General features: G+C 35.3%; 2 protein-coding genes. One reads left to right on the top strand and one right to left on the bottom strand.

The window, feature by feature from the left end; translation table 11 throughout:
• On the top strand, positions 1 to 261 hold a 261-nt coding region (locus H6G26_RS40835; RefSeq protein ID WP_190737755.1), incomplete at its 5' end, for a helix-turn-helix domain-containing protein.
• Between the two features lie 833 nt (positions 262 to 1,094).
• Here H6G26_RS40835 and H6G26_RS40850 read toward each other — a convergent pair.
• Positions 1,095 to 1,940, bottom strand: coding sequence for a DNA/RNA non-specific endonuclease (locus H6G26_RS40850; protein ID WP_190737759.1), 846 nt, complete (start codon positions 1,938 to 1,940; stop codon positions 1,095 to 1,097).
• Between the last annotated feature and the right edge of the window lie 530 nt (positions 1,941 to 2,470).

The raw sequence follows: 2,470 nt of genomic DNA on the forward strand, positions 1-2,470 counted from the left end.
CAAGAGTGTTGTGTTCTGCTTCGGGGTGAACAGGTGAATTTAGCTCCGAAAGAGTTCCGTTTACTAGAAATGTTTATGAGTTATACACAGCGGGTATGGACACGACAACAGATACTAGACAAAATTTGGGGAGAAGATTTTGTCGGAGATACTAAGACAGTAGATGTTCATATCCGATGGTTGCGTAAAAAGTTAGAACTAGACCCAAGCCTTCCAAAATATATTGTGACAGTAAGAGGTTTTGGTTATCGATTTGGATAAAACCACTGATGACAATTATTCCTAGAGGTAATAATTGGTCTAGAGCAAAAAATACCAGCAATTAGAGTAAATTACAGACAAGCCGTAGCAACTTAGCTACACTCAAAAACTTAAGGATTTTCCGAAACGAGGCACAATTAAGTTTTCAGTTAATCAAGCCAAAATTATGCCAAAGTTAAGAACAATTTAGGCAAATAAGTTTTGTAATTAGGGATTTTCAAATCTAACTTTGTCACCCTATCGATTCCACCCAATCGAGCGTAGATGCCAGCAGCTGACCAAACTTGTCCAGATCAACGTCGTTGAACTCTTCCTTAAAGCAATTTCACCTGCTCGCATTAACACTGAAGGAGACGACTAAGCTCCTTTAAAAAATTCCCTATACATGGGCTAAATAAACGTCATTGCCAACACCACCAAATAAAAGATCATTAATTGATGCACTTACAAGCTTTTTTGGGGTCTAAAGAAGCGCAAGAACCTTTAACAAAAAACCTTCTCAAGTTAACAGTACATTCCCCAAAAACATCAGTTCAAGAAGGAAAACTAGATTATTTTTTCGTAACTTTGCTCAACAATAAAGAATGGCACGATAAAATACAAAAATGAAATGTATAAAAGTATCAATCACTTGCAAAAACATTAAAAGATAAGCTGATTGATATTTATGCTTATCGCATATGTATGGTAAGTAGTGATATCTATATTGTTGGTAAAGCTCCAGATAAAAATTTAAATGGAATTTCAACAAAAGTTGTAGAAAGCTAATTAGTCAACCATTAGCCTGTCTATAATTTACAGACAGGCTTTAAGTTTTAAGTAAGATGAGTTGCTTACAAATTGTCAACTCTTGACTCAATTACAGATTGAACAGACGAAGAAACATTAGAGAGCAAATTGTAACCAGTGTTTGTTTCGATGGAATCAACACTAACTCTGTAGTTTGTCCAGTTATTATTTCTAATTCCCTGCGAATTAGGCATATTCACTGCAATTACTCTTGTGTTATTATTGACGCTACTAGCATCTGAATTCAATGAATTTAATACTACAATAACTTTCCATGTTCTAGTTGGAACTGTAACGTTACCATTAGCAATTGTGCTTTTTGTTCCATTAGAACCTGTTCCACCAGTGCCATAAGAACCAGAAATAATATAAAGTTCTTTCCCCTGGTTTACTAAGTCTCTAGAATAGGTTTCTAGTGCAGCCCAAGGCCCCTGATTATTATCAGGTGACTGAGGAATTATATTTGTCATTAAAAAAGTAGCAGAGTTATTGGTAACTGTATTTGTCCTATCTGCTGAAGCAGTCATGTGTCCCCTATCAAAACCGCTACCAGTGTAATCAGAAGAATTGACTTGGTAGCAGCTTGAAGGTAATGTAGTATCTGCACGAAAATCATCTTGGCGAGGTGCGCTTCCTAGCCATGATGTGTTCAATTCCCAACTGACCCAATTAGATGTCCCTCTGTAGCAATTGTAAGAAACAGCGTACTGAGATTTGCTTAATAAAAGATTGCTGTAACTAGCCCCAGCATTACTAGGATTACCCATTCTTAGATGAACACTTGAGGTTTGGGCAGTTAATGGCTTTTGTAGATAATTAAGCAGAGTGAAAGATATTGCTGCTGGTACAGCAATAGGTAGAATAGCCCTGAAAAACTGATACTTCTTCATTTGTTACTATTTATTCGTTTAAAAAAAATTACAATTATTTCTGTTAAAGTTTCAGAAATCCAGTAAAAGTTAGCGATTACAATATAGCTTTAATTTTATAAAAATAGGTTAAGAAGTTGTAAATATTGTATTAATATCTAGTAATTATCTAAAACTAAATGAAGTAGTAAGTGAGATAAAAAAGTTATATACTAATCCGAATTGAAACGTGAGAAAAGACGGAGATTAAAAATACATATTTATAGGCTATTAAGCAATTTTATCTCTCACAAATGGCGGTGGTCGAAGCCGTTTTGAAGGCGGTAAAATAGTTTTTGAATCATTAGTTATTTTCCAGAATGAACCACGAGTCCGTAAACGTCGTCCCAAAGCCTACCCCTTACAGCACTTCCGGCAGCTATGAGGTACATCCTAAAAACTGAAAGCGATGATAAGCTAATCGGCATTTAAGCTGCAACATAGTAGCTACTACCTTTGTTTTTGATTTTTCGATGCCACTTAATAACTAACTCGCCTTGATTTAACAGCTT

The sequence above is a fragment of the Nostoc sp. FACHB-888 genome, from assembly GCF_014696655.1.
Lineage (GTDB): Bacteria > Cyanobacteriota > Cyanobacteriia > Cyanobacteriales > Nostocaceae > Nostoc.